At 65.2% G+C, this 23,225-nt stretch carries 19 protein-coding genes and 1 other RNA gene; 11 read left to right on the forward strand and 9 right to left on the reverse strand.

Features of this window, described 5'->3' with window-relative positions:
- Positions 1-107: 107 nt before the first annotated feature.
- Positions 108-545 (forward strand): GNAT family N-acetyltransferase, encoded by a 438-nt coding sequence (locus tag I6L33_RS14520; protein ID WP_042051650.1) that lies wholly within the window; start codon positions 108-110, stop codon positions 543-545.
- 18 nt (positions 546-563) lie between these two features.
- On the forward strand, positions 564-1,373 hold the full coding sequence (locus I6L33_RS14525) for a zinc-dependent peptidase (RefSeq protein ID WP_042051652.1): 810 nt from the start codon (positions 564-566) through the stop codon (positions 1,371-1,373).
- A gap of 82 nt (positions 1,374-1,455) precedes the next feature.
- Here the strand turns inward: I6L33_RS14525 and I6L33_RS14530 are convergent, their stop codons facing one another.
- The 9 genes from I6L33_RS14530 to I6L33_RS14570 form a co-directional block, all read right to left on the reverse strand.
- Positions 1,456-2,052, reverse strand: a complete 597-nt coding sequence (locus tag I6L33_RS14530) for a GPR1/FUN34/YaaH family transporter (protein ID WP_010633807.1) — start codon at positions 2,050-2,052, stop codon at positions 1,456-1,458.
- Between the two features lie 661 nt (positions 2,053-2,713).
- Positions 2,714-5,614 (reverse strand): DUF748 domain-containing protein, encoded by a 2,901-nt coding sequence (locus I6L33_RS14535; RefSeq protein ID WP_216972774.1) that lies wholly within the window; start codon positions 5,612-5,614, stop codon positions 2,714-2,716.
- Between the two features lie 48 nt (positions 5,615-5,662).
- Positions 5,663-6,424, reverse strand: coding sequence for an ABC transporter substrate-binding protein (locus I6L33_RS14540; protein ID WP_216972775.1), 762 nt, complete (start codon positions 6,422-6,424; stop codon positions 5,663-5,665).
- Positions 6,425-6,462: 38 nt separating this feature from the next.
- Positions 6,463-6,885, reverse strand: coding sequence for a MerR family DNA-binding transcriptional regulator (locus I6L33_RS14545; RefSeq protein ID WP_005301493.1), 423 nt, complete (start codon positions 6,883-6,885; stop codon positions 6,463-6,465).
- 11 nt (positions 6,886-6,896) lie between these two features.
- A complete protein-coding gene (locus I6L33_RS14550) occupies positions 6,897-7,865 on the reverse strand; it encodes a hydroxymethylglutaryl-CoA lyase (protein WP_216972776.1) in 969 nt (322 codons plus the stop codon).
- Complete coding sequence (locus tag I6L33_RS14555) at positions 7,862-9,826, reverse strand: biotin carboxylase N-terminal domain-containing protein (protein ID WP_216972777.1); 1,965 nt, start codon at positions 9,824-9,826, stop codon at positions 7,862-7,864. Before I6L33_RS14555 ends, I6L33_RS14550 begins: the two co-directional genes overlap by 4 nt.
- Positions 9,823-10,662 carry an enoyl-CoA hydratase-related protein gene (locus tag I6L33_RS14560; RefSeq protein ID WP_216972778.1) on the reverse strand — a complete coding sequence of 280 codons (840 nt, stop codon included), beginning with the start codon at positions 10,660-10,662 and terminating at the stop codon, positions 9,823-9,825. The genes I6L33_RS14555 and I6L33_RS14560 overlap by 4 nt, the downstream gene beginning before the upstream one ends.
- A gap of 9 nt (positions 10,663-10,671) precedes the next feature.
- Complete coding sequence (locus tag I6L33_RS14565) at positions 10,672-12,273, reverse strand: carboxyl transferase domain-containing protein (RefSeq protein WP_216972779.1); 1,602 nt, start codon at positions 12,271-12,273, stop codon at positions 10,672-10,674.
- Entirely contained in the window at positions 12,270-13,418 is a 1,149-nt protein-coding gene (locus I6L33_RS14570; RefSeq protein ID WP_216972780.1) for an isovaleryl-CoA dehydrogenase, read from the reverse strand. The genes I6L33_RS14565 and I6L33_RS14570 overlap by 4 nt, the downstream gene beginning before the upstream one ends.
- Positions 13,419-13,664: 246 nt before the next feature.
- Here I6L33_RS14570 and I6L33_RS14575 point away from each other — a divergent pair, with 246 nt between their 5' ends.
- The 9 genes from I6L33_RS14575 to ffs all read left to right on the forward strand — a co-directional run bounded on the left by I6L33_RS14575 (position 13,665) and on the right by ffs (position 23,184).
- Positions 13,665-15,176 (forward strand): CoA-acylating methylmalonate-semialdehyde dehydrogenase, encoded by a 1,512-nt coding sequence (locus I6L33_RS14575; protein WP_211050209.1) that lies wholly within the window; start codon positions 13,665-13,667, stop codon positions 15,174-15,176.
- Between the two features lie 65 nt (positions 15,177-15,241).
- Complete coding sequence (locus tag I6L33_RS14580) at positions 15,242-16,399, forward strand: acyl-CoA dehydrogenase family protein (RefSeq protein ID WP_216972781.1); 1,158 nt, start codon at positions 15,242-15,244, stop codon at positions 16,397-16,399.
- Positions 16,400-16,522: 123 nt separating this feature from the next.
- Positions 16,523-17,335, forward strand: coding sequence for an enoyl-CoA hydratase (locus I6L33_RS14585; RefSeq protein ID WP_216972782.1), 813 nt, complete (start codon positions 16,523-16,525; stop codon positions 17,333-17,335).
- Positions 17,336-17,394: 59 nt separating this feature from the next.
- The gene (locus I6L33_RS14590) at positions 17,395-18,498 is read left to right on the forward strand and encodes an enoyl-CoA hydratase/isomerase family protein (protein WP_216972783.1); all 1,104 of its coding nucleotides are present in this window, start codon (positions 17,395-17,397) and stop codon (positions 18,496-18,498) included.
- Between the two features lie 27 nt (positions 18,499-18,525).
- Positions 18,526-19,446 carry a 3-hydroxyisobutyrate dehydrogenase gene (mmsB, locus tag I6L33_RS14595; protein WP_216972784.1) on the forward strand — a complete coding sequence of 307 codons (921 nt, stop codon included), beginning with the start codon at positions 18,526-18,528 and terminating at the stop codon, positions 19,444-19,446.
- 71 nt (positions 19,447-19,517) lie between these two features.
- Positions 19,518-20,279, forward strand: a complete 762-nt coding sequence (locus tag I6L33_RS14600) for an SDR family oxidoreductase (RefSeq protein WP_216972785.1) — start codon at positions 19,518-19,520, stop codon at positions 20,277-20,279.
- A 389-nt stretch (positions 20,280-20,668) separates the two neighbouring features.
- Positions 20,669-22,105, forward strand: coding sequence for an arginine-ornithine antiporter (arcD, locus tag I6L33_RS14605; RefSeq protein WP_005301466.1), 1,437 nt, complete (start codon positions 20,669-20,671; stop codon positions 22,103-22,105).
- 91 nt (positions 22,106-22,196) lie between these two features.
- Positions 22,197-22,985 (forward strand): sulfite exporter TauE/SafE family protein, encoded by a 789-nt coding sequence (locus I6L33_RS14610; RefSeq protein ID WP_019840551.1) that lies wholly within the window; start codon positions 22,197-22,199, stop codon positions 22,983-22,985.
- 102 nt (positions 22,986-23,087) lie between these two features.
- Positions 23,088-23,184: signal recognition particle sRNA small type (ffs, locus tag I6L33_RS14615), an RNA gene on the forward strand.
- The last annotated feature ends 41 nt before the right edge of the window (positions 23,185-23,225 follow it).

Below are 23,225 nucleotides of genomic sequence, written 5' to 3' on the forward strand. Positions count from 1 at the left end.
TTAACAAATCGTGATGTGGTTGGACAAAATGCGGTGTCAACCCGGTATCATCTCCTCTTTCATCGGCATGCCCGTGGGGGAGAAGCAGAGCAAAATCGAGGCCAAGGATGCAAACAGAGAGAGAGACGGCGGTGATCCGCCCGGCCTGCGCCGGGGATGTGGCCGCCATGGCCGACTTGTTTGGCCAGCTGGGCTACCCGGTCAGCCCACAGGAGCTGGAGGAGCGCTGGCTGACGCCGGATCCGGCCCGCGAGGTGCTGGTGGCCTGCCTGGATGAGGGGATCGCAGGCGTCTTGGTGTGGCACTGCCTGAACCCGCTACACGTTGCACCAGAGTGGGGCCTGATCTCGGCGCTGGTTGTCGATGAGGGTGCAAGGGGAAGCGGAGTGGGGGCCGCCCTGCTGGCCGTGGCAGAGAGCCATGCACAGGCGCGGGGGTGCAGCCAGCTGGAGCTCTCCAGCAGCCTCAAGCGGGAAGGGGCCCATCGCTTCTATCTGGCGCAGGGGTATGTCGAGCGTCCGAAACGGTTTGTGAAAACAGTCTGATCAGCAAGAGGAGTCTGCGTGTTCTGGTCTCGCTTACGAAGTGTGTTTGGTGGTGCGTCCCGGCAAGATGAGCAGGGGCCGGATGCCCTGGAGTGGCAGCAGGCCCTGGCCGCGGTGCCCATTTTGCAGGGCTTTTCCCGGGAGGAGGAGGAGACCCTGATCGGGTTGGCGCAGCAACTGCTGGCCCGCAAGACCCTCACCCAGATCGGGGTGACGCTTACCCCCCGTCAGCAGGCGGTGCTGGCCCTGCAGGCGGCGCTGCCCATTCTGCATCTGGGGCTCGACTGGTATCGGGGCTTTCACGAAATCATCCTGATCCCCGAGCCTGTGGTGCGCCGCCAGCAGGTACAGGACGAGTTCGGGCTGGTGAGCGAGGTGGAAGAGGAGAACGCCGGCGAATCCTGGCCCCAGGGGCCGCTGGTACTGGCCTGGAGCGAGCTGCAGCAGGACGGTGACTGGGACGGCTTCAATCTGGTGATCCACGAGCTGACCCACAAGCTCGACATGCTGGGAGGGGAGGCCGACGGGGCGCCGCCGCTGCCGGCAGGCATGGATCCGCGCCAGTGGACGAGTGCGCTGCAGGCAGCATTCGATGCCATGCAGGCGCAACTGGATCGCCATGAGCCTACCGCCATCGACCCTTACGCCGCCTCGCACCCGGCCGAGTTTTTTGCGGTGTGCAGCGAGAGCTTTTTTACCGATCCGCTGCGCCTGCGCGACACCTATCCGGCGGTGTACCAGCAGTTCACCCGCTTCTTCGGCCAGCAGCCGGCGACGCGTTTTCCGGCGACCCGACTGCTGGCGGGTGAGCCCGAGTATCACGGCTAGTCGGGTGAACCTGGCAAATCGCGCCCAACAAAAAGGCACCCCGCGGGGTGCCTTTTTCGTGACAGCTGTGTCGGCCGGGTGCTTAGGCAGCGGCTTTGAGCTGAACGGCGGCGGCTTTCTTGTGATCGCCGATCGGCAGCACGGTGCGGCCGAACTGCTCGTTCAGCACGGTGGCCATGGCCAGATAGATGGCGCTGGCGCCGCAGATGATGCCTTCGAAACCGGCGATGGTGCCGATCAGGGTGCTGCCGGTGAAGTCACGGGCGGCCAGCAGGAAGAACAGCACGGTCAGGGAGGCGAACACGAACTGCTTCACGCGCGGGTAGTTGACGGTCCCGATCAGCATGAACAGGGTGAACATGCCCCACATCAGCAGGTACCAGCCCATGTAGGCGTGCGGAGTGGCTTCGGCCAGACCCATGGTCGGCATCACCAGCAGGAACACCAGGCTCCACCAGAAGGTGCCGTAGGAGATGAAGGCAGTCACACCGAAGGTGTTGCCGCGCTTGTACTCCATGATACCGGCGATGATCTGGGCCAGACCGCCATAGCACAGGCCCATGGCCAGGATCATGGCGCTGATGGGGAAGAAACCTGCGTTATGGATGTTCAGCAGAATGGTGGTCATACCGAAACCCATCAGACCCAGAGGGGCAGGGTTGGCCAATTTTTCGCTCACGTGGCGTTCTCCAAAAATAGAGGTGGGGGTTGATAAAAGACGCGCGATTTTAGGCAGGCTATTGGCCTCGGGCAAGAGGCGGAAGGGACGAAACAGTAAAAAAATAACGGAATTTTTTACCCGGCTGACCATTCGTGCGATCCAGGTAGACGGCTGGTGAATGAATGGTGCGGACAAGGTTGATAAATTGTATTGAGCAGAACGTTTCTGAAAGTTTCATACAGTTCGAGACGATGGTTGAGCCGCGCTGTCTACCATATTTTCATCGCCAAACCTGAGCACACCTGAGGCCAAAAAATATGCTCATATGCCATCAGACAAGAGGCGTCAATGACCGGTTCAATACAAACGACCTGACTGCCTGTCCGCGGCTTCGGCATGGTTGAGCAAGGGGCATTGCGCCGGGCGAGTGAGCTGACGAGGTGGATATCTGAAACAAGGGGTCAGGATGGGGGTGATAAAGTGTTGAACGCGAGCTTGGGTTCTGCAGTTGGCCTTATGCAGTGACGCAGATTGTTGCTGGATAGCCGAGAGGGCTGGCCGGATGAAGGGGGAAAGAAGGAACGCGGGCATGTGCTCGGCAACAGCCCTCGAAAGAAGGGCTCAATCCCAAAGAAGAGGGGGGGAATAGCATCCCCCTCATCCTGCTGATGTCACCGGCTCAATCGTCCAGGGTCAGTACCACCTTGGCCTCCTTGTCGGCCTCCCTGACCTGGCTGTCCAGCACAAACAGCCGCTCCGGCGCGATCCCCTGGCGGTCCACCAGAAACTCCTTGGTGTTCTGGGCACGGCGCATGGCCAGATTGCGCAGGGACTTGGCGGTGATGAGCTGCTGATCCCGCAGCAGGAGCACCGCCTGGGCGCGCAGGGCCGGACTCGCCTCATCGAGCTTCAGCCGATCGGCCAGATCCCCGAGATCTTCGTTGAAGCGCGCCTCATAGGCCTCTGCCAGTGCCGATTGCATGGCGGGGTCCTGCTCCAGCAGATCGAGATCCACCGGGTTGCCGGTGATCTTGGCCAGCACCCGTTCGAGCTTCTGGCGCTGCAGTATGGGGCGCTCCTCGTTGAAGTTGACCTTGCCGCGAATGTTCATGCTGAGCTTGGGTCTGTCCTTGAGGGCTTGTGCCAGCTTGGTCAGCTTCTCCTGCTGAGTGGGAGTGAGATCCGGCTCACCGGGCAGGAAGGGCAGCTCGTCCAGATCCTCGCTGCCACCCGCCAGGGAGGCGAGCAGCGAGAAGGGGGAGGTGACCGCCTTGCGCAGGGTGTTGCCAAGCACGTCCCAGAAGATGTTGCCGAGGCTGAAGTCAGGCTGATCCAGATTGCCCTTCACTTTCAGGTTCATCTGGATGACGCCGTTGGCATCGCTCAGCAGGGCAACCGCCAGCCCCAGCGGCAGATCCTTGGCTTGCTCGCTCTTGACCTTTTCCCCCAGCTGCAGCTTCTTGATGGTGATGTCGTTGTCCCCCTCCAGCCGGTTGCCGTGCAACTGGTAGTTGAGCTTCATGGAGAGCTGGCCCTTGTCGATGGCGTAACCGGCGTAGGTGCTGGAGTAGGGGGTGAAGGTGGTGAGCTCCAGGTTGTTGAAGGTGACGGCCACATCCAGCACCGGCTGCTCGATCAGCAGGTTGGTGCCGCCGCGAATGGTTACCGGGGCATAGCGGTCCACCTTGCCGTTGAAGGCCAGCTCGGAGCGCTGGCCCGGGATGTTGCTGATGTGACGGCTCTGGCCGCTGAGGGAAGCGATGTCCACCACGAATTCCGGGCTCAGGCTGCGATCGGCAAAGCGCAGGTTGCCCTGTTCGGTGCGCACCTGGGCGATGCTGACGCGGGGGGCCGGCCCGCTGCTGGCGGGCTTGGCCGTGGCCGGTTGCGGCAGCAGCAGTTGCTGCACGTTGGTGACCCTGTCCTCGTTGATCTCGATGCGGGCGAAGGGTTTGCGCAGCAGGATGTCGTCGATCTTCATCTGCTGGCTGATGCCGTCGTAGTGCAGGCCGCTCAGTTGCAGTTGCTCAATTTGCAACAGGCGCTGGTTGTCGGCCCGATCCAGTACGTTGAGCCGATCGATGTCGAGCCCGCCGCTCAGCTCCAGCTTGCTCAATGTCCCCTTGGCATCGGTGGCCAGCGCTAGCTTGGTGCGGCTGGCAAGCTGGCCGTCGCGCACACTGATGCGCAGCAGATCTTGCAGGTAGGGCTGGGCCCAGCTGAGCGGCAGACCCTGTTGCTTGATCTCGCCGTTGAGGCTGAAGGGCGCCAGGGCGAGGTCGCCGTCAAAGTCCAGTTTTGCCTGGTTGTTGAGCGCCCCGCTCAAGGTGAGCGGGCTGCTCTGTCCGCTCTGACTGCCCAACGGACCCAGGGCCAGCGTCAGGGCGGAGAGCTCTCGCAGCAGCGGCTTGCCGCTGCTCGATTCGGTCAGCTTGAGCTGGCCCTGTTCGATGCGGGTCTGCTTGAGGCTCCAGCGCCAGGGTTTGGCCGGGGCGGCCGGTTTGGCGGCTTTACTGGTTTTGACCGGCGGCTGGGGGATCAGCAGGGTCGCCAGATCCAGCTGCTGGTTGGCATCGAGTATCGCGCTGACGGCCGGCGCCTGGAGCGTCACCCGGTCGATCTGCAGCGCCTGCTTGTTGCCATCGAGCGCGATGCCGGTCAGCGCCAGCTGCTTGAAGCGGGCAAATTCGCCGCCCTTGCGGCGCTGGAGCTGCCAGTCATTGAGGGTCAGCTTGCCCTTGGAGAGTTGCCAGCCCAGCCCCTGCTTGCCCTCGGCTATCTGGTAGGCCAGCTCGGCGTTGGCCTCGCCCTTGGCCAGCTTGACGTCGAGATAGGGGGCCCAGAGCGGGGCGAAGGGGGTGAGGGCCAGTTTGCCGAGGCTGATCTTACCCTTGCCGGCGCCGCTCATGATGTCGAGCTCGCCGCTCGCCTTGAGTGGGCTCTGCTTATTGAGGGTGGCTCCTAGCACGAAAGGGTTGGCACGGCCCGGAGCGGTGGAAAAGCGTGGCAGTTGCAGGTCGAGCCCGCTCAGGGCCAGGGTGGGCACCCAGCCGGGGCTGCTCTGCTTGCGGCTGTCCTGATAGGTGATGTGACCCTGCTCGGCCGCCAGCCGGTTGACTTGCACCAGCAGGGGGGCGCCGCTGTCGGTGGTCGCGGCGTTACTCGGCGCGAGCAGGCTGGCCAGCGCCTCGGTCAGGTTGAAGCGAACGTCTTGGCCGCGATCCGCCAGTCGCACCAGATTGACCGTCGGCTTGACCAGCAGTGCCTCATCGAGGATCAGGGCGCGCTGGCGCCAGCTTTCCCCTATCAGGGGGGTGAGCTGCAGGCGATCGAAGGCGACGAGGGGCTGCTGCTGGTCATCAAACAGGGTGGTGGGGCCGATGGCGAGGGAGGGGTGGCGCAGGCCGACGTCAATCTCCCCCAGGGTCAGGTGCAGACCGTAGTGTTTGGCCAGCCAGGCCGGCAGGTGGCGCTGGGTGAGGGCGGGGGCTTGCCATAACAGAATGAGCAGAGAACAGAGCAGGGCGGCGCAGAAGTAGAGAGCGTAGCGCAGCAGGCGGGCACGCAGGGGCTTGGGCATGAGGGTCTCCAATTGATGCGCATAGGGTAACAAACTTTCAGGTCATTATCATGGTGCCACTTGATTCTGTACGCCGTACCTTGTCCAGAGGCTTGCCAGTTTTCCGCTCTTTTCCAGCGCATCCAGCCACAGCTCCAGCTGCTGCACCGAGACCCTGCCATCCGGGCTGAGCAGGGCTCGCAGCGCGTATTGCTGATCCCATTTGTCCGATCGCAGCAGTCGTGCGGCCTGTTCCGGCTGTTTTTTCTCGAACTGGTTGAGGTAGGAGAGGTTGATGATGGCCACCTCGCCGCGCCCCTTGAACAGCCCCTGCAGGGCGCTGACGTTGTCCTTGACCAGGGTGATGTTGAAGCGTCGCTTCATGTTGCCCGGTGTCGCGTCGAAATCGGCGATGCCGTAGTGATAGCCGCTGACCCCGATCAGCTGGCGTCGCTCCAGATGATCAAAGAAGGATTGATCCCGCTCCGGCGCCTTGAGCGCAACATAGATCTCCCCACCCAGCAGCAGCGGACGGGTCATCAGCACCTCATCGGCATGCCAGTCCCAATGGATGTCTTCAAACAGGATCAGGGAGAAACGACCGAGGGCCAGCGCCTGGTAGCGGTGAGTGGCGGAGGTGGGCACGAAGACGAAACGCACGTCCCGCTGGATGTCGTTGAGCTGGGCGATAAGATCCAGGGTCAGCCCGTGATAGCCGTCGTTCGCATCCTTGATCACAAAAGGGGCATAGGGGTAGCCGCCGACCCGGATCACAGGGTGGCCCCATGCCCCGCAGCAGAGCAGCAACAACAACCAGCACCAGCGTTTCATCGGGGCTCCCGGGAGGGGGTAAATAACCCCAGATTCGGTTAATCTGCGCCAGTTTTCAAGCCGTTAAGGGAATTTACGCAGCGCTGCTCGGCCGCCTCCAGCTCGGCCATCACCATCTGGATATCCTCCAGCTGCTGGCGCAGGGAGTGGCGCTTGGTTTCGATGAGCTGGATCATGGAGTTGAGCTGGGTCTTGCTGGAGCGGTCGGTGTCATACATGTCGAACAGCTCGCGGATCTCCGCCAGGCTGAAGCCGAGGCGTTTGCCGCGCAGGGTCAGCTTGAGGCGGATCTTGTCCTTGTGGCTGTAGATGCGGGTCTGCCCCTCCCGGGTCGGGGTGATGAGCCCCTCGTCCTCGTAGTAGCGGATGGTGCGCGGGGTGATGTCAAACTCGTGAGCCAGCTCGGAGATGCTGTAGGTCACCTCCTTGCCGGCGAGTCCGTGGGCGAGGGTGTTGGGCATGGCGGGGCTCCTTAGTGTGGGGATGAGTGCGGGGATGGTTGGCACAGCCGCGTGCGCAGCCGCTCGGCGTTGGCGTGCAGGGCCCGGCCGACCCGAGAACCGTTGGGGCGGCCGAGCTGCTCGCTCACCCACTGGCCGGTGGCCGCCAGTTTGTCGAGATCGACACCTGTGCTCATGCCAAGGCCGTGCAGCAGGTAGACCACCTCTTCAGATGCCACATTACCGGAGGCGCCCGGGGCATAGGGGCAGCCGCCGAGCCCGGCCACCGAGCTGTCGATGGTGCGAATGCCGCGCTCCAGCGCCGGCAGCAGGTTGGCCAGCCCCTGGCCATAGGTGTCGTGAAAATGGACCGCCAGCCGGCCGGCCGGGATCTCGTGCAGCACCGCATCCAGCATGGGGGCCACCGTGCCCGGGGTGCCGACGCCTATGGTGTCGCCGAGGGATATCTCGTGGCAGCCCAGATCCAGCAGTCGCTCAGCCATGGCGGCGACCCGCTTGGGCCGGGTCGGGCCGTCGAACGGGCAGGCGATGACGGTGGAGAGGTAGCCGCGCACCTTGATGCCGAGGCGGCGTGCCTCCTGCACCAGGGGGGCGAAGCGCACCAGCGACTCCTCCACGCTGATGCCGATGTTGGCCCGGGTAAAGCCGTCCGAGCAGGCGGTGAAGAGGCCTATCTCGTCGGCGCGGGCGGCGATGGCGGCCTGCAGCCCCTGCAGATTGGGTACCAGGGCGCCGTAACGGGTTGCAACCTTGCGCGGCAGGGCGTCGAACAGTGCGGCGGAATCCGCCATCTGCGGCACCTTTTTGGGGGAGACGAAGGCGCCCACCTCGATGCGCTGCAGCCCGCTCTCGGCCAGCCGGGCGATGAGCTCCAGCCGCTGCACCAGCGAGAGGGTCGCAGTTTCATTTTGCAGGCCGTCCCGCGGCCCCATCTCCACCAGGCTGACCTTGTCGTCCCGGTTCTCCTGTGCTCGGTTCATGAGCGTATCTCCTGCTCGGTCTGCTCTTCGGCAAAGCGCACCAGCACGGCGCCCTGACTCACCTGTTCGCCCTGGCGGCACTGCAGCGCTTCGATCACCCCATCCCGGTCGGCCTTGAGGACGTGCTCCATCTTCATCGCCTCCAGCACCAGCAGGGGTTGCCCCTTGCTGACCGGCTGGCCGGCCTCGACCTGCAGCGCCACCACTATGCCGTGCATGGGGGCCAGGATGCCGGCGCCGCCGCCCATCTCGTGATCATGGTGCAGCTGATGATGCTGATCATCGGCCGAGAAGCGGATGCGTCTGCCCGCCAGTTGCAGCAGATAGTCGCCCTCGCCGAGGGACTGCAGCGGGTAGCGCAGCCAGTTGCAGTCCTGCTGCAGGCGAATATGATCCGGCCCGAGCTCGAACGGGATCTGTTCACCCTGCCAGAGCAGGGCGCCGGCTCGCTCGGTGAGGGTCAGCACGCGGGCCTCCTCGTCGATGCGCACCGCTGCGCTGAAGCTGCGGCTGGGGCCGAGCCGAAAGCCTGTTGCCTGCTGCCAGGGGGAGGCATCGCGCTGGCGAGTGGCGAGCCAGAGGACAGCGAGTGGCCAGGCGAGCGCCGGAACGGGCAGGGCGTCGGTGGGAATGGGCCACTGGGTGTGGTGGCCCATGGCCAATACCTCTGGCTCTTCGCACAGGCGCAGCAGCAGCGGACCGTTGTGCACCAGGGGGCCGAGTTCCAGCGCCGCCAGCGCGTCGGCCAGGCTGGCAAAGGCCTCGCTGCGGCTCGGTGCATGGGCGATCAGCTTGGCGATCATGGGGTCGTAATAGGGGCTCACCGCATCGCCGGCGCCGACCCCGGTATCGATGCGCACCCCCTTGGGCCAGCTGAGCCACTGGATGGGGCCGCTGGCGGGCAGAAAACCGGCGGCCACGTCCTCGGCGTAGAGGCGCGCCTCCACCGCGTGGCCGCGCAGCACCACCTCCTCCTGGGTGAGCGGCAGCGGCTTGCCTTCGGCCACTGCCAGCTGCCAGGCCACCAGATCCTGGCCGGTGACGGCCTCGGTGACCGGGTGCTCCACCTGCAGCCGGGTGTTCATCTCCATGAAGAAGAACTCCTCCCCGCACAGCAGAAATTCGATGGTGCCAGCCCCTCGATACTTGATGGCCCGAGCGGCGGCGACGGCCGCCTCGCCCATGGCACGACGCAGCGCCGGAGGGATGTCGGGGGCGGGGGCCTCCTCGATCACCTTCTGGTGGCGGCGCTGCAACGAGCAGTCCCGATCCCCCAGATAGATGGCGTTGCCGAGGGTATCGGCAAACACCTGCACCTCCACGTGGCGGGCGCAGGCGAGATAACGCTCCAGCAGCACATGGTCGTCACCGAAGGCAGAACTTGCCTCCCGCTTGACCGCCGCCAGGGCCGCGTCAAAGTCGGCCAGCTGATCGACCCGGCGCATCCCCTTGCCACCGCCGCCACTGGCCGCCTTGATAAGGAGCGGAAAGCCCACCAGGCTCGCCTGATCGCGCAAAAACTCCGGGTGCTGATCCGCGCCGTGATAACCGGGCAGCACCGGCACGCCGGCGGCCTGCATCAGCGCCTTGGCGCCGGACTTGTCGCCCATGGCGAGAATGGCGGCGCCGCTTGGGCCGATGAAGCGCAAGCCCCGCTGCTCGCAGGCGGCGGCAAAGTCGCTGTTCTCGGAGAGAAAACCGTAGCCCGGGTGGATGGCGTCGGCGTTCGCCTCTTTGGCAATCTTCAGCACCTTGCCGGTATCGAGGTAGCTCTCCCGGGCGGGGGCCGGCCCCAGATGCCAGGCTTCGTCGGCTTCGCGCACATGCATGGCGCGGGCGTCGGCGTCCGAGTAGAGGGCGATGGTGTGAATGCCGAGGCGCCGGGCGGTCTTGATGATCCGCACGGCGATTTCGCCACGGTTGGCGATCAGCAGGCGCTTGATGGAGTGGTATTGAGTCATGCTTCGTCCTTGAAACGGGGGCGCCAGCTGGGGGAGCGTTTGTCGAAGAAGGCTTGCATCCCCTCCTGGGCTTCGAGACCGACCCGTACCCGGGCGATGGTCTCGACGGTTTTCTCTTCGTGCAGGCTGGCGCCGTGGCTCTCGAGGGCGGCCAGCAGCCGTTTGGTCTCTTTCATCGCCTCCGGCCCGTTGCGGCACAGACGCAGGGCCTGCGCGCGCCCTTCGGCCAGCAGCTGATCCGGCGGGCAGCGCCGGTGCGCCACGTTGAGCCGGCAGGCGGTGACCGCATCGAACGGTTCGGCGCTGAGCATCAGGGCGCGGGCCTGGCGCATTCCCATGGCGCGCACCACGTAGGGGCTGATCACCGCGGGCACCAGCCCGAGGCTCACCTCGGAGAGGCAGAAGCGGGCGTCATCGGCGGCCAGCACCAGATCGCAGGCGCAGATAAGGCCGAGCGCCCCGCCATAGGCGGCCCCCTGCACCAGCGCCACCGTGGGGAAGGGGAGCTCGTCCAGGGTTTGCATCAACCGGGCCAGTACCCGGGCGTCTTCCCGGTTGTGCTCGAAATCGGCATGGGCCTGGTTGCGCATCCAGTTGAGATCGGCGCCGGCGCAAAAATGCTTGCCTTCGGCCCGCAGCAGCAAGGCGTGGGGGCGGTCGGCGAGGGCCTGGCCGTGGGTGTGGGCCAGCTCGTCGAGGCAGTCGAGCAGCCCCAGCATGAGGTCGGCGTCAAAGGCGTTGTGGCGGGCCGGGCGCGACAGCACCAGCTCGGCCAGCGGGCCGTGTCGCTCCAGCCGAAAACCGGACTGGGTGTCGTGACTGAATGGATCGGACATGTGAACTCCTTACATCCGGAAGATGCCGTACTGTTCCGGGCCTGTCTCGGCCCCCTGACAGGCCGCCAGCGCCAACGCCAGCACGGTGCGGCTCTGGGTCGGGTCGATGACGCCGTCATCCCACAACCGAGCGCTGGCGTAATAGGGGTGGCCCTGACGCTCGTACTGCTCGATCACCGGGGCGCGGATGGCGGCCGCCTCCTGCTCGCTCAACGGCTTGCCCTCGGCGGCCAGCTTGTCCCGGCGCACCTGCACCAGCACCCCGGCCGCCTGCTCGCCGCCCATGACGGAGATGCGGCTGTTGGGCCAGCTGAACAGAAAATCGGGGTCGTAGGCGCGTCCGCACATGCCGTAGTTGCCGGCGCCAAAGCTGCCACCGACGATCAGGGTGATCTTGGGCACCCGGCTGCAGGCCACCGCGGTGACCAGCTTGGCGCCATGCTTGGCGATCCCTTCGCGCTCAGCCGAGCTGCCCACCATAAAGCCGGTGATGTTCTGCAAAAAGAGCAGCGGAATGGCGCGCCGGTTGCAGAGCTGGATGAAGTGGGCTCCCTTCTGGGCGCTGTCGCTGTGCAGCACCCCGTTGTTGGCGAGGATCCCCACCGGCATGCCGCAGATCCGGGCAAAACCGGTCACCAGGGTAGTGCCGAACAGCGCCTTGAATTCGTCAAAGTCCGAGCCATCCACCAGCCGGGCGATCAGCTCCCGCGCGTCATAGGGGCGCTTGAGGCTGGTGCCTACCAGGCCGTAAAGCTCCTCGATGGGGTAGCAGGGGGGCTCATAGCCGGGGTTGGTCTCTACCGGTTCGTTGCCCAGGTGGGTCACCAGGGTGCGGGCGATGGCCAGGGCGTGGGCATCGTCGCGGGCCATGTGATCCGCCACCCCGGAGTGGGCGCAGTGCACTTCGGCCCCGCCCAGCGCCTCGGCGCTGATCTCCTCGCCGGTGGCGGCCTTGACCAGCGGCGGCCCCGCCAGAAAGATGGTGGCCTGCTCCCTGACCATGATGGACTCGTCCGCCATGGCGGGCACGTAGGCGCCGCCGGCGGTGCAGAGCCCCATCACCACCGCCAGCTGGGGGATGTTCTGGGCCGACATGCGGGCCTGGTTGTAGAAGATGCGGCCAAAGTGATCCCGGTCGGGGAACACCTCGTCCTGCATCGGCAAGAAGGCGCCGCCGGAATCCACCAGATAGAGGCAGGGGAGGCGCAGTCGCTCGGCGATGGCCTGGGCGCGCAGGTGTTTTTTCACCGTGAGCGGGTAGTAGGTGCCGCCCTTCACGGTGGCATCGTTCACCACCAGCATGCACAGGCGCCCCGAGACCCTGCCGATGCCGGTGAGGATGCTGGCGGCGGGCACCGGTTCGTCATAGACCTGCCAGCCGGCCAGCGCCGACAGTTCGAGAAAGGGGGAGCCCGGGTCCAGCAGCTGGTTGATGCGCTCGCGGGGCAGCAGCTTGCCGCGGGCCTGATGGCGGGCGTTGTTGGCCGCGCCGCCGCCCAAGGCTATCTCCTCCAGGCGGGCATTGAGATCGTCGACCAGGGCCTGCATGGCGACCCGATTGGCCTCGTAGTCGGGACTGGCGGTGTCAAGGCGGGAGTGGAGCCTGCTCATGCGTTATCTCCCATCAGCTCGCGGCCGATGAGCCAGCGGCGGATCTCCGAGGTGCCGGCGCCTATTTCGTAGAGCTTGGCGTCCCGCAGCAGGCGGCCGGTGGGGTATTCGTTGATGTAACCGTTGCCGCCAAGCAGCTGGATGGCATCGAGCGCCATCTGGGTGGCATTTTCGGCGGCAAACAGGATGGCGGCGGCGCAATCCTTGCGGCTGGTGCGGCCCTGATCGCAGGCGCTCGCCACCGAATAGACCAGCGCCCGGCTGCTGGCGAGGCGGGTATACATGTCGGCGAGCTTGCCCTGCACCAGCTGGAACTCGCCGATGGGCTGGCCGAACTGCTTGCGCTCGCGCACATAGGGCAGCACCACGTCCATGCAGGCCTGCATGATGCCAAGGGGGCCAGCCGCCAGCACCACCCGCTCGTAATCGAGCCCGCTCATCAGCACCTTGACCCCGCCGTGCAGGGGGCCCAGCAGGTTCTCCTGCGGCACCCGGCAGTTGTCGAACACCAGCTCGCAGGTGCTGGAGCCGCGCATGCCGAGCTTGTCGAGCTTCTGGGCGGTGGAAAAACCTGGAGTGCCCGCCTCGACGATAAAGGCAGAAATCCCTTTGGGCCCGGCGGCGGGATCCGTCTTGGCATAGATGACGAAGGTGTCGGCATCGGGCCCGTTGGTGATCCACATCTTGTTGCCGTTCAGCACAAAGTGATCCCCCTCGCGCACTGCGGTAAGGCGCATGCTCACCACGTCAGAGCCGGCGCCCGGTTCGCTCATGGCGAGCGCCCCCACATGCTCGCCGCTCACCAGCGGCGGCAGGTAGCGGGCTTTCTGCGCCGGCGTGCCGTGGCGGTGGATCTGGTTGATGCAGAGGTTGGAGTGGGCGCCGTAGGAGAGGCCGACCGAGGCGCTGGCGCGGCTCACCTGCTCCATCACCAGCACGTGGGCCAGATAGCCGAGGTTCACCCCGTCATACTCCTCCGCCACCGTGATGCCGTGCAGCCCCAGCTCACCCATCTGGGGCCAGAGATCGCGGGGGAAGACGTTGCTCTGATCGATGTCGCCGGCCCGCGGCGCGATCACTTTCTGGCAGAAGGCCTCGACCTGCTCGGTCAGGGCGCACAGGGTCTCGTCCATCACTGCATGCATCCTTGCTCTCCTCATATGAAGGGGGTGACAGCCTGGCGGCCGAGCTGAAACAGGGGGCCAAACTGGTCAGTCCATTTGTAATTTAAGTTTACGTTAGCGTAAACGTAAATTGATTGTTAGTCTAAGGTAAATTTGTTGCGCCATGACGGCAAGGGCGATTGCCCGGTCGTGATGGTCCCCCGTCACAGGAGTGCCCATGGCCCGTCCGCAAACGGCCCATGATGTGCCAGCAAGGAGAGAGTACCCATGAACAACCATCAGACCCGGTTCGGTGACGTGCCGCTGCACATCGGCGGGGAAGCGTACCCTTCCGCGAGCGAACAGTGGATCGAGGTGACCGACCCGGCGGATCAGAGCCTGCTGGCGCGAGTGCCAAAGGCCACCTCGGCGGAAATTGAGCTGGCGGTGCGCACCGCTCACGACGCCTATCTGCTGTGGCGGGAGGTGCCGGCCTCCGAGCGGGCCCGGGTGATGTTCAACTACCAGCATCTGTTGAAGACGCATCACGACGAGCTGGCGGCCCTGCTGGCCCAGGAGACCGGCAAGAACCTGGCGGATGCCAAAGGGGATGTGTGGCGCGGCATCGAGGTGGTGGAGCAGGCCTGCGCCATCGCCAGCCAGACCCTGGGGGAAACCATGGGCAACGTGGCCCGCCGGGTCGACGGCCACTCCTGGGTGCAGCCGCTCGGGGTCTGCCTTGGCATCACCCCCTTCAACTTTCCGGCCATGATCCCGCTCTGGATGTTCCCGCTGGCGGTGGCCTGCGGCAACGGCTTCGTGCTCAAGCCCTCCGAGCAGGATCCGCTCACCCCCATGCGCCTGGCCGAGCTGTTTGCCGAGGCGGGTGCCCCCAGAGGCATTCTGTCGGTGGTGCACGGCGGCGCCGAGCAGGTGGATGCGCTGCTGGCCCATCCCGACATCAAGGCGGTCAGCTTCGTCGGCTCGGCCCGGGTCGGCGGCCACGTCTATCGCAGCGCCACTTCCCAGCTCAAGCGGGCCCAGTGTTTTGTCGGTGCCAAGAACCACATGGTGATCATGCCGGATGCCAACAAGGCGCAGGTGCTGAGCAACCTGGTGGGGGCCGGGGTCGGCGCCGCCGGTCAGCGCTGCATGGCCATCAGCGTGGCTGTGTTCGTGGGGAGTGCCCGGGAGTGGATCCCCGAGCTCGCCGCCGAGTTCGCCAAGGTAAAACCCGGCGTCTGGCACGATCCCGAAGCCGCCTACGGCCCCCTCATCAGCCCGGAGGCCAAAGTCAGGGTGGAGGGGCTTATCGAGGCGGGGATCGCCGAGGGGGCCGAGTGCCTGCTGGACGGCCGCTTCTGCGACGTGCCCGGCTACCCGGTGGGCAACTGGGTGGGGCCGACCCTGTTTCGCGGCGTGACCCCCGAGATGCGTATCTACAAGGAGGAGATCTTCGGACCCGTGCTGGCCTGCCTCGAGGTAGAGAGTCTCGATGAGGCGCTCGCCCTCATCAACGACAACCCCTACGGCAACGGCACCTCCATCTTCACCGGCTGCGGCGCCGCCGCCCGCAAGTTCCGTCACGAGGTGGCGGTGGGCCAGGTGGGGATCAACGTGCCCATTCCGGTGCCGCTGCCGTTCTTCTCCTTCACCGGCTGGCGCGGCTCCTTCTACGGGGATCTGCACGCCTACGGCAAGCAGGCGGTGCGTTTTTACACCGAGACCAAGACGGTGACCGAACGCTGGTTCGACGAAGACATCCCGACCGGCCCCAACATGACCATCCAGCTGCGCTGACGGCAGGTTGCTCGGGCGCACACACTGACAGAAATGGATCGAACAAGTACAAGGAAGCAAACAAGATGGATTTTAACCTGACCCCGGATCAGCAGGCCTATGTGGAGGCCGCCAGCGCTTTTGCCGAGGAGGCGCTCAAGCCCCACGCCGCGCGCTGGGACAAGGAGCACGAATTCCCCATCCCCACCATCAAGCAGGCGGCGGCGCTTGGCTTTTGCGGCCTCTACACCCCGGAGCAGTACGGCGGCCTCGGTCTGCCGAGGCTCGATGCCAGCCTCATCTTCGAGCGCCTCGCCATGGGCTGCACCTCTACCACCGCCTATCTGACCATCCACAACATGGTGAGCTGGATGCTGGGCAGCTGGTTGCCTGCCGAGGTGGCCGAGGAGTGGGTACCGAGGCTGGCCAGCGGCGAGCTGCTGGGCTCTTATTGCCTCACCGAACCGGGGGCCGGCTCCGACGCGGCGGCCCTCAAGACCCGCGCCGTGCGCGATGGCGAGGATTACGTCATCGACGGTAGCAAGGTGTTCATCTCGGGCGCCGGCAGCACAGACGTGCTGGTGGTGATGGCCCGCACCGGTGGCGAGGGGGCGAAGGGGATCTCCGCCTTCATGGTGCCGGCCCAGACCCCCGGCGTGAGTTACGGCAAGGCGGAGGAGAAGATGGGCTGGAACAGCCAGCCGACCCGGGAGGTGAACTTCAGCGCCGTGCGCATTCCCGCTCGTTACCGGCTGGGGCAGGAGGGCGAGGGGTTCAAGTTTGCCATGCAGGCACTCGATGGCGGGCGCATCAACATTGCCACCTGTTCGGTCGGCACCGCCCAGCAGGCCCTCGACGATGCCCTGGCCCATGTGCAGCAGCGCCAGCAATTTGGCCACCCGATCAGCGAATTCCAGAGCGTGCAGTTCCGCCTGGCCGACATGGCCACCGAGCTCGCGGCCGCCCGGCTGCTGGTACGTCAGGCGGCCGCGAGACTCGATGCTGGCGCGCCGGACAAGAGCGCCTGGTGCGCCATGGCCAAGCGCTTTGCCACCGATGTGGGCCACCGCATCTGCGACGACGCCCTGCAACTCTTTGGCGGCTATGGTTATATCCGCGAGTACCCGCTCGAGCGCTACCTGCGCGATACCCGGGTTCACCGCATTCTGGAGGGGACGAATGAAGTGATGCGGCTCATCATCGCCCGCCGTCTGCTGGCCGAGCCCGGTCTGGCGCTGGAGTAGCGAGAGGGGGCCGCCCTGACGACGCGGTTGGCGTGACTCGTCGTCAGGCTTTGTGAGCCAGCCGCAGGTCGGCTCCATTCAACCCTGTCATCATGGGGCAGGTTTTTTGACAAGGACAACGCAATGACAAGGATCAGGCTCGAATATCACGGTCACGTGGCCTACATCACCCTCGACCATCCTCCCGCCAACACCTGGACGCTCGCCAGCCTGCAGGCCTTCCTGCAGATGATGGTGGAGCTCGACGGCCGCCCCGACGTGGTGGCGCTGGTGATCCGCGGGGCCGGGGACAAGTTCTTCTGTGCCGGCGCCGATCTCAACATGTTTGCCGACGGCAACCTGGAGCACGCCCACGAAGTGGCCGAGGCCTTTGGCCGCGCCTTCGAGGCGCTGGCCCGCTTTCACGGGGTCAGCATCGCCGCCATCAACGGCTACGCCATGGGGGGCGGCCTCGAGGTAGCGCTGGCCTGCGACATCCGCATCGCCGAGCAGCAGGCCAAGCTGGGCTTGCCGGAGGCCTCGGTGGGGCTCTTGCCCTGCGCCGGCGGCACCCAGCGCCTCACCGAACTGGTGGGACCGGGCTGGGCCAAGCGGATGATCCTCTGCGGCGAGAAGGTGAGCGCCACCCTGGCCTACGAGATGGGGCTGGTGGAGGAGGTGGTGAAGGAGGGCCACGCCTGGGAGGCGGCGCACCAGATGGCCCAGCTGGTGGAGCGCCAGAGCCCGAGCGCCCTGCGCGCCTGCAAGACCCTCATCAATCAGGGGCGCAGCGGCCATCGGGACGCGGCGCTGCCGCTCGAGCGCAGCCTGTTCCTCACCCTGTTTGACGATGCCAACCAGCGGGAAGGGGTGACCGCCTTCCTCGAGAAACGGGCCCCGCGCTGGCACTACGACCAATCGAAGCCTGTGAAGAGTGAGGGAGTGAAGGATGAATGAGGTAATGATGGCGGCCCGCCGTGTCGCAGGGGCTGATACCCGGTCTGCGGAGGCCAGCCATGAGTGAGCCTGTGCGCATCGATACCCTCCCCACGGCGGATGGTCGCCACATCGGCATGCTGACCTTGGCCAGCCCCGCCTCCCTCAATGCCCTGAGCCTTGAGATGATCCAGTTGTTGCAGGCAGCGCTGACCCGCTGGGAGCAGGACCCGGCCATCGTCTGCGTGCTGCTGCAGGGGGCCGGCGAGAAGGCGTTTTGCGCCGGCGGCGACATCCGCTCTTTTTATTACCGCAAGCAGGAGGCGAGCGAGTCGGCACTGTTCGGCTATGCTCGCGACTTCTTCCTGCAGGAGTACCGGCTCGATCACCACATCCACTGCTACGGCAAGCCCCTCATCTGCGTGGCGGACGGCATCTGCATGGGGGGCGGTATCGGCCTCTTTGCCGGGGCCGGTTTTCGGGTGGTGACCGAGAAGAGCCTGTTCGCCATGCCGGAGGTGACCATAGGCCTCTACCCCGACGTGGGGGCCAGCTGGTTTTTGAGCCGCATGCCAGGCCGGCTCGGGCTCTGGCTCGGTCTCACCGGGGCCCGCTTCAACGGGGCGGACGCCATCGGTCTGGGTCTGGCGGATCACGCCATGGCGAGCCACGAGCGGGCGGAGCTGCCGGCGCGCCTCGCCGCCCTCGACTGGTCCGGCGCTGTCGATGCCAGCGAGCAGATCGAGGGACTGCTGTCCGGTTTGCAGCAATCTCTTGGCCAGACGCTGCCGGCCCCCGTGCTGTTGCCCCACCAGGCTCGCATCGATGCGCTGTTGGCCAGCCGCTCCCTGCAAGGGGTGTTGGCACGCCTCGAGGGGGCCGAGCTGGACGAACCGGCGCTGGCCCAGGCGCGGGCGACCTGCCAGAGCGGCAGCCCCATCAGCCGCGCCATTCTCTGGCGCCAGTTCTGGCAGGCACGGCGCCAGTCGCTGGCCGAGGTGTTTGCCGACGAGCTGACTCTCTCGGTCAACTGCGTGCTCAGAGGGGACTTCGTGGAAGGGGTGCGGGCCCTGCTCATCGACAAGGACAAATCCCCCCGCTGGCAGGCCCCGCAGACAGGCGAGGCCTGGCTGGATGACTTCTATCGCTGGCCCGAGGGGGACAACCCCTTGCGCCCCTGCTGACGCGGGATCACACACAAGGAACAGACCATGACAAGGATTGGATTTATCGGGCTTGGCAACATGGGGGGCCCCATGGCCGCCAACCTGGCCAGGGCGGGGCACACAGTGCAGGTGTTTGATCTGGTGGCCGAGAGCCTGACCCGCGCCATCGAGGCCGGCTGCATCGCCGCCGGCGATGCCCGCGAGGCGGTGAGCGGCTGCGAGCTGGTGATCAGCATGCTGCCGGCGGGGGAGCATGTGCGCAGCCTCTGGTTGGGTGAAAGCGCCGGTGAGCGGGGTGGGCAGGATCTGCTGGCGGCCCTGCCGCACGGCGCCCTGGTCATCGACTGCTCCACCATAGACGTGGCCTCGGCCCGCCAGGTGGGGGCGGCGGCGAAGGCGCGCGGTATCCGTTTTCTCGATGCTCCGGTGTCGGGAGGGGTGGCCGGCGCGGCGGCGGGGACGCTCACCTTCATCGTCGGCGGCGAACTGGCGGATTTTGAAGCGGCCAAACCCGTGCTCGCCTGCATGGGGCAGAACCTGTTCCACGCCGGAGCGCTCGGTGCGGGCCAGATCGCCAAGATGTGCAACAACATGCTGCTTGCCATCCACATGGCGGGCACCGCCGAGGCGCTGGCGCTCGGGGTCAAGGAGGGGCTGGATCCGGGCGTGCTCTCCACCATCATGGGCAAGAGCTCGGGCAACAACTGGAGCCTCGAGCGCTACAACCCCTGGCCCGGGGTGATGGAGAACGTACCGGCGTCGCGCAACTATCAGGGGGGCTTCATGACCCGGCTGATGGTCAAAGACCTGGGGCTCGCCATGGCCCTGGCCGAGCATGCCCACAGCGCCGTGCCCATGGGGGCGCTGGCGCGCAACCTGTTCAACCTGCACGCCACCAAGGGGCAGGGGGCCCGGGATTTTTCCAGCATCGTCGAACTCTATCTGGACAAGACAGAGCCGGGTTAAGGGCCGCTATCTACCTTTTTACCCGATAGTCTTTGACTCGATAGTCACCGGCCATCTCACCAGGAGCATTTATGGATATCACACAGAAAGTCATCGCCATCACGGGGGCGGGCAGGGGGCTGGGCCGCGCCATCGCCCTGAGTCTGGCGGAACAGGGGGCGCAGCTTGCGCTCATCGACGTCAACCGCACCGATCTGGAGGTGACCGAGGCGGAGGTGCGCAGCCGTGACGGCCGCTGCGCCCTGTTCGTCTGCAACGTGGCGAGCGAGCCGGAGGTCGAGGCGACCTTCACCGCCATCAAGGATCAGTTCGGGGTCCTGCACGGCCTCGTCAACTGCGCCGGCATTCTGCGGGACGGCATGCTGATCAAGGTGAAGGAGGGGACGCTTGCGGAGAAGATGAGCCTGGCCCAGTGGCAGAGCGTCATCGACGTCAACCTCACCGGCACCTTCCTGTGCGGGCGCGAGGGGGCGGCGCTGATGGCCACCGGCGGGGAGGGGGGCGTCATCATCAACATCTCCTCCATCGCCCGTGCCGGCAACATGGGTCAGAGCAACTATGCCGCCAGCAAGGCGGGGGTGGCCTCGCTGGTGGTCACCTGGGGGAAGGAGCTGGCCCGCCACGGCATCCGGGTGATGGGCATCGCCCCCGGAGTCTTCGCCACCGACATGACGGCGGCGATGAAGCCCGAAGCCATGGCCCGCATGCAGCAGGCCATCCCGGTGGGGAGCCTCGGGCAGGCGGCGCAACTGGCCCAGACGGTGCATTTTATTCTCGCCAATGACTATCTGTCGGGGCGGATGATCGAGCTGGACGGCGGCTTGCGCCTCTAAATTCCAGCTCTCTTTTGCAGATGCCCCTGGCCCTCGGCGCAGGGGCATTTTTATTGAAACGTTTGTCAGCAGTCAGGTTTGCCGAGCTCGGCTGCAAGCTGCATTCTCATGCAGGTCTTATCCGCAAAAAGGGGGCTCAGGTCATGGAAAAATGTGAAATATCAACGGGTCTTTCTTAATTTGAACCAGCTCACAGGCCCCCGGGGTCAGTGCTGTAAAATTGCGCGCGGTCAAGGCGGTGCATGATTGACGGTACGAGGGATTGCGGTCGGAATAGTCATGCAATATAGTTGCCGCCTTTTTCACGGGGTACGGATTTCTAGCCCCTCCCATATTGCGCGCAGTATGAATACGGACGCTCTGCCGCCGCCTAATTAAACAGGATTGAGATGGACAAGAAACTGGGGCTTGGCGCCCTCATCTCGCTGGTGATCGGCTCCATGGTCGGTGCCGGGGTCTTCAGTCTGCCGCAAAACATCGCCGCTCATGCCAGTGCCGGGGCCGTCGCTTTGGGATGGGCCATCACAGGTATCGGCATGATCTGCCTCGCGCTTGTGTATCAGAACCTCTCCATGCGTCGCCCTGATCTCGATGGCGGCATCTTCAGCTATGCCAAGGCCGGTTTCGGCGATTTCATCGGCTTCAACGCCGCCTGGGGCTACTGGCTCTGCCAGCTGCTGGCCAACGTCTCCTACGCCATCGTGGTGTTCAGCGCACTGAGTTACTTCTTCGACACGCCGGACAACGTCATTTTCGGTGACGGCAACACCCCAGTGGCCATCACGCTCGCCTCCATCCTCATCTGGTCGGTACACGCCCTGGTGCTGCGCGGCATCCAGGTGGCGGCGCTGGTGAACATCGTCACCACCATCGCCAAGATGGTGCCGCTCATCGTCTTCTGCGTGGCCATCCTGCTCGCCTTCAACATGGAGACCTTCACCCTGGACATCTGGGGTCAGGGCACCCCTGAGCTGGGTTCGGTGATGGATCAGGTCAAGTCCACCATGAAAGTGACGCTCTGGGTCTTCATCGGCATCGAGGGGGCCGTGGTGGTCTCCGCCCGTGCCCGCCATCGCAAGGACGTAGGCCGTGCCACCGTGCTGGCACTGCTGGGTGCCCTGACGCTCTACGTCATGGTGACCCTGTTCTCGCTGGGGGTCATGAACCAGCCGCAACTGGCGGCCCTCAAGAACCCCTCCACCGCCATGATCCTGGAAGCCGTGGTCGGCCCCTGGGGCGCCTGGCTCATCAACATCGGCCTGGTCATCTCTGTGATGGGGGCCCTGCTGAGCTGGACCGTGCTGGCGGCGGAAGTGCCCTACATCGCGGGCAAGACCGGCGTGTTCCCCGGCTGGTTCGCCAAGGAGAACAAGAACGGCTCGCCCCAGGTGTCGCTCTGGTGCTCCACCTGCCTGGTACAGACCTTCCTCATCATCATCTACTTCCAGAGCAGCACCTATCTGGCGCTGGTCAACATCGCCACCTCGGCGGCGCTGGTGCCCTACGTCTTCTCCGGCGCCTACGGGCTGAAGCTGGCGCTGAAAGGGGAGACCTACGCAGGTCAGCCCCATCAGCGCAAGCGCGACCTGTTCCTGGCGCTGGTGGCGACCGTCTATGGCTGCTGGCTGGTCTATGCCGCCGGGGTCGAGTACCTGCTGCTGGTGGCGCTGCTCTACAGCCCCGGCATCTTCATCTACTGGAAGGCGCGCCAGCATCACGGGCTGCGCGGCCTCAACCGGCTGGAGCAGGGGATGACGGCGGCCCTGCTCGGTTGCGCCGTGCTGGCCTTCTACAAGGTGATGGACGGTACCATTCCCTTGAGTTAACCGGCACAATAAAGAGATGGCCCAAGGGCCATCTCTTTTTTTATGTGCTGCACACGACTCGGTGCGCGGCAGAGCCTCGGAAGGAATTTTTATGCTGTTTATGGGTTATCTGCTGCTGGGGGCATTCGCCGGCATGCTGGCGGGATTGTTCGGCATCGGCGGCGGTCTCATCATAGTGCCCGTGCTGGTACTGAGCTTTCACGCCCAGGGCGTCGCCCCCGACATCATTACCCATCTGGCACTCGGCACCTCGCTGCCCACCATGATCTTCACCGGCTTCAGCTCCCTGCGCGCCCACCAGGAGGCCGGGGCGGTGGACTGGGTGATGATCCGCCGGCTTGGCGCCGGCATGCTGATCGGGGCCTGGCTCGGCGGCATGACCGCCAACCTGCTCAGCGCCAGCACCCTCAACATCATCATCGGCTGCTTCGCCTGGACCATGGCGCTGCAGATGGGGCTCAACCTCAAGCCCAAGGCGGAGCGTCATCTGCCGGGGGCGCTCGGCACCGGCATCGCCGGCACCCTCATCGGCTGGATGTCGGCCTTGTTCGGCATCGGTGGCGGCTCGCTGACCGTGCCTTATCTGAGCTGGAACAGCGTGCCGATGCGCAACGCCGTGGCGGCCTCCGCCGCCTGCAGCATGCCCATCGCCCTGGCGGGCAGCCTCAGCTATCTCTACGCCGGCTGGGGCAACCCGGATCTGCCAGAGTGGAGCCTGGGTTACATCTATCTGCCGGCCCTGCTTGGCATAGTGCTCACCAGTACCCAGTTTGCCCGGGTGGGGGCCAAACTGGCGCACCGACTCTCTCCCCAGCGGCTCAAGCAGGCGTTCGCCCTGTTGATGCTGCTGGTGGGGGCCAAATTCATGCTGTTTAGCTGAACCCTTGGCCAGATTGTTGAAAAATAAGGCGAACGGCACGAGCGAGGGCAGAAAGCCGTTGCATTGATGGGCCAGTTTGCCTATTCTCCTCACCGGTGGTCCTATTGGTCCTCTCGCATTGATAACCCGTCGACCTGGTCAGGACCGGAAGGTAGCAGCCAAGGCGGGGGACTCGAGTGCCGGGATGTGGCTGGTAGGGCCACCACTTGTTTCTGCAATTCAATCAGTTAGCCTCCATTA

This window comes from Aeromonas sp. FDAARGOS 1403, assembly GCF_019047325.1.
Lineage (GTDB): Bacteria > Pseudomonadota > Gammaproteobacteria > Enterobacterales > Aeromonadaceae > Aeromonas > Aeromonas dhakensis.